Origin of the sequence: Chryseobacterium defluvii (genome assembly GCF_003634775.1) — a bacterium.
GTDB classification, from domain to species: domain Bacteria; phylum Bacteroidota; class Bacteroidia; order Flavobacteriales; family Weeksellaceae; genus Chryseobacterium; species Chryseobacterium defluvii.
The window spans coordinates 442,403-457,773 of the sequence record NZ_RBXB01000003.1; the positions used below are offsets into that span (position 1 = coordinate 442,403).

General features: G+C 37.8%; 14 protein-coding genes. 4 read left to right on the forward strand and 10 right to left on the reverse strand.

Annotated elements, in window-relative coordinates:
- Positions 1-76 precede the first annotated feature (76 nt).
- Genes rodA through BCF58_RS13930 form a run of 5 tightly spaced genes read right to left on the reverse strand, consistent with a single transcriptional unit; the run spans position 77 to position 5,739 of the window.
- Positions 77-1,306 (reverse strand): rod shape-determining protein RodA, encoded by a 1,230-nt coding sequence (gene rodA / locus BCF58_RS13910; protein ID WP_121462415.1) that lies wholly within the window; start codon positions 1,304-1,306, stop codon positions 77-79.
- Complete coding sequence (locus BCF58_RS13915) at positions 1,303-3,333, reverse strand: peptidoglycan D,D-transpeptidase FtsI family protein (RefSeq protein WP_121462416.1); 2,031 nt, start codon at positions 3,331-3,333, stop codon at positions 1,303-1,305. The genes rodA and BCF58_RS13915 overlap by 4 nt, the downstream gene beginning before the upstream one ends.
- On the reverse strand, positions 3,330-3,836 hold the full coding sequence (locus BCF58_RS13920) for a rod shape-determining protein MreD (protein WP_121462417.1): 507 nt from the start codon (positions 3,834-3,836) through the stop codon (positions 3,330-3,332). Before BCF58_RS13920 ends, BCF58_RS13915 begins: the two co-directional genes overlap by 4 nt.
- Entirely contained in the window at positions 3,829-4,683 is an 855-nt protein-coding gene (mreC, locus tag BCF58_RS13925; protein ID WP_121462418.1) for a rod shape-determining protein MreC, read from the reverse strand. The genes BCF58_RS13920 and mreC overlap by 8 nt, the downstream gene beginning before the upstream one ends.
- A 30-nt stretch (positions 4,684-4,713) precedes the next feature.
- Positions 4,714-5,739, reverse strand: coding sequence for a rod shape-determining protein (locus tag BCF58_RS13930; RefSeq protein WP_121462419.1), 1,026 nt, complete (start codon positions 5,737-5,739; stop codon positions 4,714-4,716).
- Between the two features lie 244 nt (positions 5,740-5,983).
- On the opposite strand from BCF58_RS13930, the gene hemA reads away from it, so the two are divergent.
- The 4 genes from hemA to hemE are packed head-to-tail and all read left to right on the forward strand — an operon-like array spanning position 5,984 to position 9,935.
- Complete coding sequence (gene hemA, locus BCF58_RS13935; protein WP_121462420.1) at positions 5,984-7,258, forward strand: glutamyl-tRNA reductase; 1,275 nt, start codon at positions 5,984-5,986, stop codon at positions 7,256-7,258.
- Positions 7,245-8,156, forward strand: coding sequence for a hydroxymethylbilane synthase (gene hemC, locus BCF58_RS13940; RefSeq protein WP_121462421.1), 912 nt, complete (start codon positions 7,245-7,247; stop codon positions 8,154-8,156). Before hemA ends, hemC begins: the two co-directional genes overlap by 14 nt.
- 33 nt (positions 8,157-8,189) lie before the next feature.
- Positions 8,190-8,870: a uroporphyrinogen-III synthase gene (locus BCF58_RS13945; RefSeq protein ID WP_121462422.1), complete on the forward strand. Its 681-nt coding sequence runs from the start codon at positions 8,190-8,192 to the stop codon at positions 8,868-8,870.
- A 39-nt stretch (positions 8,871-8,909) separates the two neighbouring features.
- A complete protein-coding gene (gene hemE, locus BCF58_RS13950; protein ID WP_121462423.1) occupies positions 8,910-9,935 on the forward strand; it encodes a uroporphyrinogen decarboxylase in 1,026 nt (341 codons plus the stop codon).
- A 59-nt stretch (positions 9,936-9,994) separates the two neighbouring features.
- Here the strand turns inward: hemE and BCF58_RS13955 are convergent, their stop codons facing one another.
- The 5 genes from BCF58_RS13955 to BCF58_RS13975 all read right to left on the reverse strand — a co-directional run bounded on the left by BCF58_RS13955 (position 9,995) and on the right by BCF58_RS13975 (position 15,366).
- Entirely contained in the window at positions 9,995-10,627 is a 633-nt protein-coding gene (locus tag BCF58_RS13955; protein ID WP_121462424.1) for a nitroreductase family protein, read from the reverse strand.
- 195 nt (positions 10,628-10,822) lie between these two features.
- The gene (locus tag BCF58_RS13960; protein ID WP_121462425.1) at positions 10,823-12,043 is read right to left on the reverse strand and encodes a cysteine desulfurase; all 1,221 of its coding nucleotides are present in this window, start codon (positions 12,041-12,043) and stop codon (positions 10,823-10,825) included.
- 160 nt (positions 12,044-12,203) lie between these two features.
- Positions 12,204-12,851: a 50S ribosomal protein L25/general stress protein Ctc gene (locus tag BCF58_RS13965; protein WP_121462426.1), complete on the reverse strand. Its 648-nt coding sequence runs from the start codon at positions 12,849-12,851 to the stop codon at positions 12,204-12,206.
- 55 nt (positions 12,852-12,906) lie between these two features.
- Positions 12,907-13,845 (reverse strand): ribose-phosphate pyrophosphokinase, encoded by a 939-nt coding sequence (locus BCF58_RS13970; RefSeq protein ID WP_121462427.1) that lies wholly within the window; start codon positions 13,843-13,845, stop codon positions 12,907-12,909.
- A gap of 84 nt (positions 13,846-13,929) precedes the next feature.
- Positions 13,930-15,366, reverse strand: coding sequence for an SGNH/GDSL hydrolase family protein (locus tag BCF58_RS13975; protein ID WP_121462428.1), 1,437 nt, complete (start codon positions 15,364-15,366; stop codon positions 13,930-13,932).
- Between the last annotated feature and the right edge of the window lie 5 nt (positions 15,367-15,371).

Genomic DNA, 15,371 nt, shown 5'->3' on the forward strand with positions numbered 1-15,371 from the left:
ATACGTCTTGATAATCTTTGATTTGGAACATACCGTGAGATATTGATTTTCTTTTTTTATACCATCTCCGATGAGGTTACACCAAGCTGTTTTTATCAGAATAATTTAATTTAAAGAAAATAAAGGTCATAATAGAAAATGCCAGCAATGAGCTTCCCCCATAACTGAAGTATGGCAACGGAATACCAACGGTTGGAAAAAGCCCCATAACCATTCCTAAATTGATCGAAAAGTGCATCAGAAGGATTGAGGCGAAACAATACCCAAAAACACGATTAAAAGTAGATTTCTGTCTTTCTGCGAGATAATAGATCCTGCCAATGTAGATCATGTAACAAAGAATCAGGATAGCACTCCCCACAAATCCCCATTCTTCTCCTACTGTACAGAAAATATAGTCGGTTTCCTGTTCAGGTACAAATTTACCCTGGGTAACGGAACCTTCGCGATATCCTTTCCCTAAAAGTCCCCCGGAACCGATTGCTGTTTTAGAATATAATAAGTTATAACCGGAAGTATCTCTGAACGCTTTTTCACCTTTATAAAGAACTTCAATTCTTTCTCTTTGGTGCTTAGGAAGCTTTTCTAAAACATAAGGAGAAGCAAAAGCTAATCCGCATAATATAATAATGGAACCCGCAATCCCTGAGATAGAGATTACATTCCAGGACATTCTGTAATAATTCATGGCAATCCATCCGCCGGCAATCAATACAATCGTAATGATTACATAAATAGGATTAACAGCCAACGAAACCAGGAATACTCCCGCAAACAGGAAGCCAACTCCAAATAACAATCCGCTTAATCCTTCTCTGTATAAGGCAATAAAAAATGCAATGAATACCAGCATGGAGCCCACATCCGGAATAGCTAAAACCACTACTGCCGGAATACCTATAATCCCTAAAGAAGTCCACAGGGATTTCTTATTACTCAAATTAAAATCAGGTCCGGAAACATAGTTTGCTAACATAAGGGCGGTTCCTATTTTGGCAAATTCAACAGGCTGCATGGTAAAGCTTCCGAACTTATACCAGTTCTTTTGCCCTAAAATTTCTTTCCCGAAAGGAAAAAGGCCAATCAACAGTAATACCCCGCCTATATAAAAAATACCCGCCATGTTTTCGAAGAACTTACTTCTTCCAACAAATATAATAAGCCCAACAAACAGAGAAATACAGAAGAATATCAACTGCTTTTCTCCCAGCTTCTGATCCACGCTGTAAATGTTTGCAATCGCAAATGCGCAAAGCAGGAAATATAGGCCAAGCCCTATTTTATCTAATCCTTCCGTCCATTTCATTGTTTCTTGGTTTTACTTATTTGGGTCTCTTCTTCTATTTTCTTCTTGAGCTTGGCTTTTTGTTTTTTAACAAATTCAATACTGTCCTGCATTCTTTTAAGCTTAATGGAGTCCGGTTTTGGTTCTACATATAAGCCTTTTCGTTTCAGATCTGCAATCCATTGTCTTTTATATTCAGGCATAAAGCTGGAGGTTGTCATCTTTTTGTAAAGATGTTCTCTCTTCAAATCCCCGGTAATATATTTTTCTGCAATTACCGTACAAGCCGGACCAGCCCATGTAGCACCAAATCCCGCATGCTCCATTACGGCCGCTACAACAATTTTAGGTTTATCCGCCGGTGCAATCAATACAAAAATAGAGTTGTCTTTTCCTTGTGGAACTTGTGCTGTACCCGTTTTAGCCAATTGGGTAAAGTCATTTGACTTCAACCCGTGCGCCGTACCTCTTAGAACTACCGCCTCCATTCCTTTCAGAACAGGAATAAAGTACTTCGGATCAACCAGTGTTTTATGTTTCTTTTTAAATCTCGGATCCGGATTAGGCTTTCCATCAATGGATTTAACAATATGGGGAGTATAATACCATCCCTTATTGGCAATGGCTGCTGTATAATTGGCCAGCTGAAGAGGTGTAATCATTACATCCCCTTGTCCCATTCCATTAAAGACTGCACCGGTTGCTAAAGGATCCCAATTTTTATAATCCTTTTTAGAACCACTTGCTTTAAGAATAGCTTTCATTCGTTTTTCATAAAACTCTCCGGACGGAATCTTCCCGGGAGCCCCGGAAGCCAGGTCATTATTTAAAAACTGACCCACTCCAAAACTATTCATAATTTTCTTCCATTCATCCACTCCTTTGGAAGGGTTTCCAGGATATTTATTGATAATTGCCAAATATGCATACGAAAAAAAACAGTTACTCGAAACCTGAATTGAAGGAATTAATGGATCTGCCCCTCCATGCCCTTTAATCCTCAGACCTCTGTAATTAAATCCGCCACCGCAAGGAAAAACAGTGTTTTCATCCATAACACCCATCTGCATTGCAGCAAGAGCCGTCAACAATTTAAATGTTGACCCGGGTGGATAAGCTGCCTGAACAGATCTATCAAACATAGGTTTGTTCTCGTAAATAGTATCTTTATTTAAAGCATAAATATTTTTAGATTTATTGGCTCCTGTAAACAAATTAGGATCGACATCCGGTCCTGTTGCCAGTGTTAGGATTTCCCCATTATTAGGGTCGATTGCAACTATAGCACCATGCTTATTCACCAACATTTCCTCTGCCATTCTCTGAAGATCATAATCGATGGTTAAAGTAATATCCTTACCCGTAACTACGTCCTTATCCAGCGTCCCGTTTTTATAAGACCCGATGCTTCTGAGTTTAATATCTTTCTGGATATATTTCATTCCTTTTATCCCGCGAAGCTCTTTTTCATACGATTTTTCAATTCCCCTTTTCCCTATGAAATCCCCGGGAAGATAATAGGTGGAATCTTTTTTAATTTCGCCTTCATTCACTTCACTTGTATACCCTAAAAGGTTTCCGGATGTAGAAACTTCATATTGGCGTTGAGGTCTTGAAACTATGCTAAACGCCGGATATTTAAAAATAATCTCCTGGACTCTGGCAATATCTTCCCTGCTAAGATCCTTGATAAAAGTCATAGGAGTCAGCTTGGAATAATATTTTTCTTTTTTGATGGTCTTGATTCTATTGATAAAATCTGATTTGGTGATCCTCATCAGATTACAAAACCCTAATGTATCAAAATCAGGCTTCATCAGAGCCTGGGTAAAGGAAATCTCATAAGCCGGCTGGTTACCCACCAAAATTTTCCCATTACGGTCGAAAACAACTCCCCTTTGCGGAATAATATATTCAATTTTAATAGAGGTATTGGCGGCATTTAAGGCATAACGGTCTGTAAACAGCTGCAAATAAGCAAGTCTCGCCACAAAAATTGCGGCAACAACGATAAGAACGGAAAAGATTTTTAAATAACGTGTGTTCAAACTTTTTGTTTGATTTTAAATATTAATGCATATATAACGATAAATATAAAGGAAATTATACTTGTTACCAATACATTAAGTAATATTTCAAAAAACCTGCTCAACTTAAAAAATTCAATGTACTGCACTAAAAGCTGGTGCAGAAAAATACTTGAAAACAGGAACAACAGGAACTGAGCCCATTGAAGAGACTGAAAAGAAAAAAAATCTGTAGATGTATCTGTAGATGTCCTGAAAATCAAGGTCCTGAAGTAGGCAATTAAAGTCGTTGCAAATGCATTGATGCCTCCCGAATTTAAAAACATGTCAATAGCAAGGCCTATTAAGAAGCTTAATGCCAGAAACTGGAATTTATTTCTGAAGAAGGGATAAAACATGACAAATACGGGATACAGTACCGGTGTGTACTTTCCGAATAACGTAATCCTGTTCAAAACAAAGATTTGCAATGCAACAAGAAAAATCATGATTAAAATATCCGTAAATAATGTCCTGCTAATCATTTTCTTTTTTTATTACTGCCTGCAATGTATCCTGGATTCTCTGTACCTCAGCTTTCTTAAGATTTTTAACAACATACACCTTGCTCAATGCCCCCATCTTTTCGCTGAGCTCCACTGAAATATCCCAGAAACCCGTTTTATTATCTACTGAGTATCCTGCAATGGTACCAATCATAACACCTTTAGGGAAAATCGCTGATTTTCCGTCGGTGACAACAGTATCCCCGATTTTCAAAGCAACATATTTGGGAATATCTGCTAAGTGCATTACTCTTGAATTATCTCCGCCCCAAGTTAGGGTACCAAAGTATCCTGAATTTTTTAAGGCCGCATTGATCCGGATCTTATTAACGCTTAAAACGGACTGAACCAGTGCATAGCTGTCTGTAGAATTGATAACAATTCCGGCAATTCCTTTCGGAGCCATTACGCCCATTTGTGGAAACACCCCGTCTCTTTTCCCACGGTTGATCGTGAAATAATTATTCCTTCTGTTGATACTGTTAAACACAATCTCTCCATCTACAAATGTATAAATCTGTCCTCCTCCCAGCGTATCATGAACTTTTCTGAAAACTGGATTTTTTGCACCCTCTTTTCCATAAAGCTGTACCATTAAGGCTTTATTCTGGGCTACCAGATCCTCGTTGATCTGCTTTAGCTTAAGGTAAGAAACACCTTCGTCGATATATCCCGAAACCCAGGAATTGAAGGCAGCGGTTTGCCCGGCAATCCAGGATCTCTGCATGGCGTTTTTAGAGAATATCAGAACCAGAGCAATAATTTGCAAGAAAATAAAGAAGACAAAAAGTGCGTTCTTCGAAAATAATCTCAGCAAAAATCCCATTCAGATAATATAAGTTCGTAAAAGTTAAAATTATTTAATTAAGAAATTGAACTTATCCATATTCTTAAGCGCAATACCCGTTCCTCGCACTACGGCTCTCAACGGATCCTCCGCTACAAACACAGGAAGACCTGTCTTTTTGTGAATTCTGTCTGCAAGACCTCTCAATAAGGCGCCTCCACCTGCAAGATAGATCCCTGTTTTATAGATATCTGCAGCTAATTCAGGTGGTGTTAAAGAAAGAGTTTCCATTACAGCATCTTCAATTCTGATGATCGATTTGTCCAATGCCCTGGCGATCTCCTTATATCCAACCATAATTTCCTTTGGTTTTCCAGTGATAAGGTCTCTTCCTTGTACCGGGATGTCTTCGATATCTACATCAAGATCTTCAACGGCAGATCCCACTTCAATCTTCACTCTCTCTGCTGTTCTTTCTCCGATGTATAAATTATGATGAGTTCTTAAATAATATGCAATATCATTAGTAAATACGTCTCCTGCAATTTTCACGGACTTATCACAAACAATACCTCCTAAAGCCACTACTGCGATTTCCGTAGTTCCTCCACCTATATCGATGATCATGTTACCTTCAGGTTTCTGAACATCAATACCCACTCCTATTGCAGCAGCCATTGGTTCATAGATCAATTTCACTTCCTTTGCATTTACTTTTTGTGCAGAATCTCTTACCGCTCTCTTCTCCACTTCTGTAATTCCTGAAGGGATACAGATCACGATTCTTAATGCCGGTTGAATGAATTTACCTTTAATTCCGGGAATTTTTTTGATAAATTCTTTGATCATATGTTCAGAAGCATGAAAATCTGCAATTACCCCATCTTTCAATGGACGGATAGTTTTGATATCCTCATGAGTTTTTCCCTGCATATGCTTTGCCTGTTCCCCTACAGCAATCGGCCTTCCCGTAGAACGCTCTATGGCAACTATTGAAGGCTGATCAATAACGATCTTATTATTATGAATGATAAGGGTATTAGCAGTTCCTAGGTCTATCGCAATTTCTTGCGTAAACATATCAAATAAACTCATATATTTCTTCTGATTTTAAGATTACAAAGATATAAATTAAACACGACGAATAAAATTCAACGCGTATATAATTTGGTTAAAATTTTATTAAAATTTGAAATATTTTTTTAACGATTTCTCTGCATTTTTCTATACATTAAAAATTGCCATCAACTCAACCTCTTTTTTATAGTTTTTTACGATAATTATCATATACATTATCAGAGAATGATTAATTAAAAAAAACGTAAATTTGCGACTGCTTATGTTACAGTATTCTGATATGCATCAAACATCAAATTTCGCCGTACTTTCTATAAGCTACGAAAAAGCTGACGGAGAAACACGTGGGAAGTTTGCTTTTTTTGATGAAAATATTAAAAGTTTCGTTTCCCGAATTCATGATGAAGATTTAGGAGATGCTTTTGTGGTATCCACCTGTAACAGAACAGAAATCTATACCACTACTCCCAATTACCTTTTAGTTGCGGAAGAATATTGCAAAACAATCGGTGTTCATCTTACGGATTTCCTTCAGTTTGCCAATATTCTGACAAAAGAAGAAGCTTTAACCCATTTGTTTAGGGTAGCGGCAGGCTTGGAAAGCCAGATTATTGGTGATTTCGAAATTATCGGGCAGATTAAGAAAGCCTACAGTCGTTTTAAAAAAGAAAGACAAAATTCTAACCCGTATCTGGAAAGAGCCATTAATTCGGCAATTCAGATTTCCAAAAGAATTAAAAATGAAACCGGAATTTCAAACGGTGCGGCTTCTGTTTCCTATGCCGCCGTTCATTACATCTTAAATAATCAAAAAAGGATCACCGACAAAAACATCCTTCTTTTAGGAGTGGGCGAAATCGGGCAGAACACCGTTGAAAACCTGGTGAAACACGTTTATCAGCCTAAGATTAAAATTGCCAACAGAACCCAGGAAAAAGCGGAAAAAATCTCACAGAAATACAACATTCCTCACGTTGACTATGCTGATTTTGACAAAGAATTGAGGAATACTGATATCCTTATTGTGGCCACAGGTGCAAAACATCCCATTATCAATTCTTCTCATTTTCCCAACGGAAAGGAAACATTGGTTATTGATCTTTCCATTCCCCATAATGTAGAGAAAGACGTTACCAATAATGAGAATGTAACGCTAGTGGATGTTGATGAGCTTTCTAAACAAATTCAGGAAACTATTCAGCAAAGGGAAAAAGAAATTCCAAAAGCGGAAAAAATCATCAAGGAAATGACCAAAGACTTCCTTGAATGGGAAAAAAAGAGAAGATTAGCACCTAATATCCATCATTTCAAAGCGGTTTTAAAAAATATGGAACGCAATGAAATGCATAACTTTTACAGAAAAAACAAATACATCAATGTAACGGATATGGAGCTTTCTGATAAAATGATCCAGAAAATCACCAACCGTTTTGCAAAATATATCATCGATAATCCTTGGAAAGCCGAAGAAATTAGTAAATTAATGCACGAAATATTAGTTGAACAACCAAACAACGAATTCAATGAAAAGCATTAGAATCGGAACAAGGAATTCCGCACTTGCACTTTGGCAGGCGAGAGAAGTTGCAAGGCACTTACAAAACAATAACTATTTAACCGAGATCGTTCCTATTGTTTCTTCCGGGGATAAAAATCTTACCCAACCCCTTTATTCTTTAGGGATTACCGGAGTTTTCACAAGGGACCTTGATGTGGCATTATTAAATGACGAGATTGATATTGCCGTACATTCTTTAAAAGATGTACCCACTCAGTTACCTGAAAATATTGAACTGGTCTCTTACCTTGAAAGAGATTATCCTCAGGATGTCCTGATCCGAAAGGAAGAATCCAGAAATAAGGAGTTCCACGAATTAAAACTGGCAACAAGCAGTTTAAGAAGAAGGGCTTTCTGGTTAAAATACTATCCGGATGCCACTTTTTCCGATATCCGAGGAAACATCCAAACCCGTCTTCAAAAACTGGAAGAGGGAGATTTTGATGCTACTATTTTATCTTTAGCCGGAATCAAAAGAATGAAAATGAGCATTGATTATGAAATGCTTCCATTGATGATTTCAGCACCGTCACAAGGAGTAATAACGGTTGCCGGACATTCTGATAAAAAAGAAATCAACGAGATCGTAAAACAGATGACCAATCATAAGCGTACCCAGATCTGTGTTGAAATGGAAAGAAATTTCCTGAATACTCTGGAAGGAGGATGTACGGCACCTATCGGAGCTTTTGTAGAAATCATCGAAAACCAGGTTCGCTTTAAAGCCGCCCTGTGTTCATTGGATGGCAAAAATTGTATCTCGCTGGACGAGAACTTCGAATACAATGAAGCGGAGAATTTTGGAGAAAAATTCGCTAAAGTTATCCTTGAAAACGGTGGAAAAGAATTGATGGCAGAAATTAAAGGCAAGCTGTAAAACGTTCCTTTATTCCCACATAATTCAACGAAAATGAAAATCTTATTTACCAAAAATATAGACCCGTTTGTGATATCCAAAGAATTAGGAAGGGATATTTCGGCAGACTATGTTGAGGTAATTAAGGTTGATCCTATACAAGTAACCCCATTTGACTTAAAAAATTATTCTTTGATTTTTTCGAGCGTGAATGGGGTAAATTCTTTTTTTAAAAATCAATTCAAGCCTAACGAAGATTTCACTGCAAAAAACTACAATAAGATCTATTGTGTAGGAGAAAAAACGAAAAAGGAATTGCGAAAGCATGGTTTTGGAACTTTTAAAGTAGTAAGGGACGCAGAAACGCTCTCAAAATTTATTATCGGTAATTGTCCGCATGAAAAATTCCTTCACTTTTGTGGAAACCTGGCCATCGATGTTCTTGACAAAAGCCTTCCATTACAGAATATCAAGTATAAAAAAGTGACGGTGTATCATACTACAGAAACCTATCCTTCTATACCTGAAAAATATCATGCTGTAGTTTTTTTTAGTCCAAGCGGAGTTCGTAGTTTTGCAAAGCACAACTCATTGGAAGGAATGAAACTATTTTCCATAGGAGAAACCACTTCCAACGAATTGAAAAAATACACAAAGGAAAAAATCTTCACTTCCGAAGGAAGAAATTTACACTCTATTTTAGAAATCATAAAAAAAGAGAGTAGCAGCATATGAATACCTATTGCCGGAAAAGCAATATTGATTAAATAAGTTATGATCAAAAACGACCTATATTTAAAAGCACTTCGCGGAGAAACCGTAGAAAGACCGCCAGTTTGGATGATGAGACAGGCAGGAAGATATTTACCTGAATTCATTGCGCTTCGTGATAAATATGATTTTTTCACACGATGCCAGACTCCTGAACTTGCCGCCGAAATTACCGTACAGCCGATCCGCAGATTTCCGTTGGATGCGGCCATTCTATTCTCCGATATTTTAGTGGTTCCCCAGGCAATGGGAATTGATTTTAAGATGAAGGAATCTGTGGGTCCTTGGCTGGATAATCCGATCAGAACCATGGAACAGGTTCAGAATATTGTAACTCCAGATGTGAATGATGCGTTAGGATATGTTTTTGATGCCATTGAGCTGACTCTTCAAAAACTAGACAATGAAATTCCATTGATCGGTTTTGCCGGCTCTCCATGGACGATTCTATGTTATTGCGTGGAAGGAAAAGGAAGCAAAGCTTTTGATATTGCAAAATCATTCTGTTTCCAACAGCCGGAAGCCGCTCATTTATTACTTCAAAAAATTACGGATACTACGATCGCTTATTTAAAGAGAAAGGTAGAAAAAGGAGTTTCCGCAGTACAGGTTTTCGATTCCTGGGGTGGAATGCTTTCTCCTGAAGATTACCAAGAATTCTCATGGAAATATATCAACCAGATTGTTGAAGCTTTAAGTCCTCTTACTCATGTGGTGGTGTTTGGAAAAGGATGTTGGTTCGCTTTGGAAGAAATGACTATGTCTAAAGCTTCTGCTTTGGGAGTAGACTGGACGATCAAACCAGAGTTTGCCAGAACTTTAACCAATCATACGATGACCCTGCAGGGGAATTTTGATCCTGCAAGATTGCATTCAACACCTGAAACTATCAAGAAAATGGTGAATGAAATGATCCACCGCTTTGGGAAAGACAGATATATTGCGAATCTGGGACATGGTATTCTACCTAATATTCCTTTGGAAAATGCCGAAGCTTTTATTCGTGCAGTAGTGGAATGGAAACCCTAAAATTAAATTCTTTATAAATACAAAAGCCCTTTCAGTGTTGAAAGGGCTTTTTAGCAATATTAATTGATCTCTGTAATGAAGTCTTCTTTAGGCTTTCTCACTTTGGTCAGGTTCACCAACCAGTCATTGCTTGCGTCTCTGTAACCAAGCGGTAAAAGAAGAACACTTTTTAATCCTTTTTCTTTCAGGTTCAGAATTTCATCAACCGCCTCAGGTGAAAAACCTTCCATTGGCGTTGAATCTACTCCTTCAAAGGCTGCTGCTATAATTGCGGCACTGAAAGAAATATAAGCCTGTTTTGCGGCATGGATGAAGTTTTCCTCAGCCGATCTTTGAGGATAAGCTCCCAATAACTGCTGCCTGTAGTTTTCCCATCCTTCATTTTTAAACCCTCTTACATCATTGGTAAGATCAAACATTTTGTTGATTCTTTCTTCCGTATAGTTATCCCATGCCGCAAAAACCAAAAGATGAGAACTGTCTGTAACCTGAGGCTGGTTCCATGCATGAGGTTTGATCTGTTCTTTGATATCCTGATTGGTAATTACAATAATCTCGAAAGGTTGTAATCCGCTTGAAGTAGGAGCTAATCTTGCTGCTTCTAATATTTTATCCACTTTTTCCTGTGGCACTTTCTGACCGTTCATTGCTTTGGTCGCAAATCTCCAGTTCAGCTTTTCTAATAATTCCATAAAATTAAATTTTGACTAAACAAAATTACCTCTAATCAGCCTATCTACCGAGCTGGAAATTACTATTTGAAATATTGTCAAAATCTATTATTTAAATTTATTATAAATAAAAATATTATCTTTTTTAAAGCACCTATAAAAGACAAGCATCCCTGAAATTTCAAGGATGCTTTATCAATTGTATATGTAATTTTTTTAGCTTAACATTCGTTGTGCTTTTTTGACCCCCTCCACAAGCAGATCAATTTCCTGGAAGGTATTATATACTGCAAAACTTGCTCTTACGGTTCCTGCAATATTGAAGAAATCCATAATAGGTTGTGTACAGTGATGTCCGGTTCTTACGGCAATTCCCATTTTATCAAGGATCATTCCTACATCCGAAGCAATACCTATTCCTTCAAGATTAAAGGAAACTACCCCTGTTCTTTTGGCCTTTTCTCCATATACTTTTAACCCTTCTATTTCCAACAGCTGTTTTTGAGCATATTCTAAAAGAACGTTTTCATGTCTCTGGATATTTTCATGGCCTGTTTTTTCTATAAAGTCTACTGCTGCTCCCAAAGCAATATTTCCACCCACATTTGGTGTTCCGGCCTCATATTTGAATGGTAAAGCGGCATAAGTAGTCCCTTCAAAAGAACATGTGGCAATCATCTCTCCTCCTCCATGAAAAGGTGGCAAAGACTCCAAAATCTCCTGTTTTCCATATAAAATACCCGTTCCCATCGGGGCATACATTTTATGTCCGGAAAACACAAAGAAATCACAATCCAGCTTCTGTACATCAATTTGAAAATGCGGTGCAGATTGTGCGCCATCAATAACAATATATGCATCTGAATTCTTTCTTGTTTTGGCAATGATTTCTTCAACAGGATTTACAATTCCTAATGCATTGGAAACCTGATTTACAGAAACCACTTTTGTTTTTTCGCTTAAATACTGATCCAGATAATCCAACTGAAGAATTCCGTTCTCATCAATAGGGATCACTTTAAGTTTTGCCCCTGTTCTTTCACAGAGTAATTGCCACGGAACAATATTAGAGTGATGCTCTAAATAGGAGATGATAATTTCATCGTCTTTTTTAAGCTTTTGCGTTAAAATATAAGAGATAAGGTTTAATCCCTCTGTTGCTCCTTTGGTAAAGATCACTTCAAAATCATGTTCAGCATTAATGAATTTCTGGATCTTTCTTCTCGAAAGTTCCATTTCTTCTGTTGCCAGCTGGCTTAGAGTATGAATACCTCTATGTACATTGGCATTAAGCTCCGTATAATATTTCTTCCATACTTCTAAAACCGAATCCGGTTTTTGAGATGTTGCCGCATTATCCAAGTAAACCAAAGGTTTACCGTTCACCTGCCTGTTTAATATAGAAAACTGACTTCTGATTTCCTGAATGTCAAACATGTATTACAATTTTATCATTAATGACGTTCTTATTTAGAACACTTCAAATTTACGGCTTTTTTCTGAAAGGGGCATTGATGAATATGATGATAGATGTAATCTAAAAATAAAAACCTGCCAAAACTGACAGGTTTTATATAGTTGTTTAAATAAGCAATTCTTATTCTGCTGCTGCTGTTTCTTCAGCTGCCGGAGCTGCTCCTTCTTCAGTTGCAACTTCTTCTTCATCTTCATCATCCATTGCCGCAGCAGCACCTTTCATTGCATTTCTAGACATCTTCACAGCTACTACAACTGCGTTGTCAGGGTGCATGAATGTATATGATTCAGTTTTAATGCTACCGATGTAAAGTTTGTTACCAATTCTTAATGGAGTAACATCCACAACGATTTCATCAGGTAAATTAGCAGGAATAGCCTTTACTTTCAATTTTCTGAAAGATTGACGTAAAACACCACCAGCAACAACACCTTTTGAACGTCCGGTAATTCTTACAGGAACTTCCATAATAACTGGCTTATCGTCAGATAATTGATAGAAGTCAACGTGAAGAATTTTGTCTGTAATCGGGTGAAACTGAATGTCCTGAAGAACAGCCGGAATTGTTTGACCATCAACTTCAATAGATACCGTGTGTGCTTCAGGAGTGTAAACTAAACCTTTGAAAGCTTTCTCTTCAGCAGAGAAATTTAAAGGCTCGCCACCTCCATAAACAACACAAGGAACTAATTCAGCATCACGTAAAGCTTTTGTAGACTTTTTGCCCACGCTTTCTCTTTTTGTACCTTGAATTGTAATAGATTTCATTATAAAAAATTTAAAAAAATTGTTTCAAAATATTTTGCAAACAACTGGCAGTCAATTAAATAATAAACTTACTGCTAATTGATCTATGCTCATGAACCATCTTCATCACGTCTGCAAATAACGGGGCGCAAGATAGCACTTTTATTTTAGATGACAAATGATTTTTTAAAGGAATTGAGTCAGTAACAATAACTTCCAGCAATTTTGAGTTCTCAATATTCTCATAAGCCTTTCCTGAAAGCACTCCGTGAGTAGCCATTGCTCTTACTGTTTTAGCTCCTTTTTCCATTAAGATATCCGCCGCCTTACAAAGGGTTCCTGCAGTATCAATCATATCATCAATAAGGATAACATTTTTTCCTTCCACATCTCCGATAAGGAACATTTCTTCAACGACATTGGCTTTTTTTCTTTCCTTATAAGCAATTACTACTTCTGCACCTAAATGCCCGGCATAATTTTTTGCTCTTTTAGCACCTCCCATATCCGGAGAGGCAATCGTAAGGTCCTCTAAATTCAGATCTCTGATATAATCTACGAAAATTGTAGAAGCATATAAGTGGTCGACCGGAATTTCAAAGAATCCCTGGATTTGATCAGCGTGTAAATCCATTGTCATAATCCTTGTAGCCCCTGCAGCCGTTAAAAGATTGGCAACTAATTTTGCACCTATCGGAGCTCTTGGCTTGTCTTTTCTGTCTTGCCTAGCAAGTCCGAAGTATGGAATCACTACCGTGATACTTTTTGCAGATGCTCTTTTTGCGGCATCAATCATAAGAAGAAGCTCCAAAAGATTATCTGCAGGAGGGAATGTAGATCCGATCAGGAAAACCCTTCCTCCTCTTACCGATTCGTCTAAAACCGGTTCAAACTCTCCGTCACTGAACTCCTGAAAGTTGATTTTTCCTAATTCCTGCCCATAATATTGGGCAATTTTCTCTGCCAAGTCCCTGCTTGTCCTTGTACAAAATAGATAACTTAACTGTTCGGCCATTTTTACTTTTTAAAGATTTGCAAATTTAAAAAAAAACCACAAGATTTACTCCTGTGGTTTTTATGTTTTTTGTTAGCTTATTCATTATGGGAATTTTACCCCTGAATATTTATTAGGATCAACTTGTGGTAAAGTTGATTTATATTTCATATTGATCGTTTTGATAAATTCGTTAGCAACAATAGCATACCCTCTACCAGTAAGGTGAACACCATCTAAAGAAAAGGCTCCTCCTGTGACAAATGTTGCAGTATACTTTACACCGTCCCATAGAATTCCTGATTTAGAATTGAGTTCCGTCATCTTGGCATTCATATCTACAAATGCTAATCCTTTAGATTCCGCTACTGCTTTAATTGTGGTATTGTATGCAGTAGTTGCGGTCAATACTTTTGCCGCTTCAGCTTCCGTTAATACAAGCTTATCTTCCAGAGGGTTTGACGTTCCTCCTCCAGCCTGAGGATTAAGAACCTTACTTGCCGGTAATAAAATCAAATCTTTGGATGTTGTTTGTCTGTATTTCGGTAACCCCGGAACAGCCGTTAAATCCTTATCAACAATAACTGCACCGTTGGCAACAGCCCCGGCAGTAAATTTAATCAACCTTCTTTGATATTCAGCATCATTAATTGCTCCTAAAGCTTTGGCCTGGGCCAACCCTGCATTATATTGTGCGTACCCTCCATTTAGCTGGGTAACCTGTGCATCCGTTAAGTTTGTAAGAGGCATTGCCGGTACTCTGGTGAAAAAAGGCACATTTGTTACAGTAGGAATATTTGCTATAATTCCTTTTCTTGTTGTACCACTTGGGAATAATGCACTAACCAGTGCTGTATAGGTACTATTAAATCCTACTCCTACCGCACCATCAACCGGGGTAATTGGATTAGATCCATCACCTCCCGTAGTGGCATATCCTAATACATCATTATTTCCAATCCATAAAGATATAAAAGTCGGATTCTGAGCCAATGCATCAGCAACTACAGATGAAGTGGTTGAAGTTGCAAATCTGGTATAATATGGGTTCGCTAACCCTAATGGAAGGTTTGCAGGATTCCCATATCCTGGAGCCAATAAATGTGCTACTTTAGCACCCGGAACACCTAAGTTCTGATATGGACCTCCAGCTTTCACATTATCTAAAGCTGCACCAGGAGCACTTTCAACAGGCGCGAGGCTTCCATTTACCAACTGAAGAGTAAGCTTTCCCGGGAAACCTGGCAAATTGGTAAATCCACCAGTATTATTTGGCATCAACGGTTGTTTAAACTCTCCTCCTCCTGCAAGTTTCATCTGCATTGAAATCATGGAAGGGTACGATTCATTCTGACCGTCAACATAAAGAGCTCCGTCCCTGTAACCTGAAGTTAAGGAATTCCCTAAAGCAACATATTTGGAGAAGTCTGCCTCTCCAGCCGTCACCTGTACATCTTTTACATCTGTATCGAAATCATCTTCGCAGCTCGTTGTAAAAAGAAGAGCAGAAATAGCGAATGTAGAAATTATAATTTTTTTCATAGTCT